Origin of the sequence: Pseudomonas sp. DCB_BI, from assembly GCF_026240995.1 — a bacterium.
In the GTDB taxonomy this organism is placed as follows: Bacteria; Pseudomonadota; Gammaproteobacteria; order Pseudomonadales; family Pseudomonadaceae; genus Aquipseudomonas.
The window spans coordinates 1-440 of the sequence record NZ_JAPFCG010000071.1; the positions used below are offsets into that span (position 1 = coordinate 1).

The following is a 440-nucleotide window of genomic DNA, read 5'->3' on the forward strand; positions in this document are numbered from 1 at the left end:
TTCGGTGCGCGCTTGATCGCTTCGGCCAGGGCGTGGGAGCTTTCCAGGGCCGGGATGATGCCTTCCAGGCGGCAGGTGGCGTGGAACGCATCAAGGGCTTCGTCGTCGGTGATGCTGACGTACTCGACGCGCTTCACTTCATGCAGGTAAGCGTGCTCCGGGCCGATGCCCGGGTAGTCGAGGCCGGCGGAAATCGAGTGGGCGTCGGTGATCTGGCCGTCAGCGTCCTGCAGCAGGTAGGTGCGGTTGCCGTGCAGCACGCCGGGTACGCCGCCGTTCAGGCTGGCCGCGTGTTTGTCGGTGTGCACGCCGTGGCCGCCGGCTTCGACGCCGATGATCTGCACGCTTGGCTCTTCAAGGAATTCGTGGAACAGGCCCATGGCGTTGGAGCCGCCACCGACGCAGGCCACCAGGCTGTCGGGCAGGCGCCCTTCCTTCTC

The 440-nt window shown here is 66.8% G+C and carries 1 protein-coding gene; it reads right to left on the bottom strand.

Annotated features, from left to right (window positions below):
* Window positions 1-440, bottom strand: a 440-nt coding sequence (locus tag OO258_RS27345) for a pyridoxal-phosphate dependent enzyme (protein ID WP_266035009.1), incomplete at both ends; no start/stop codon positions are given.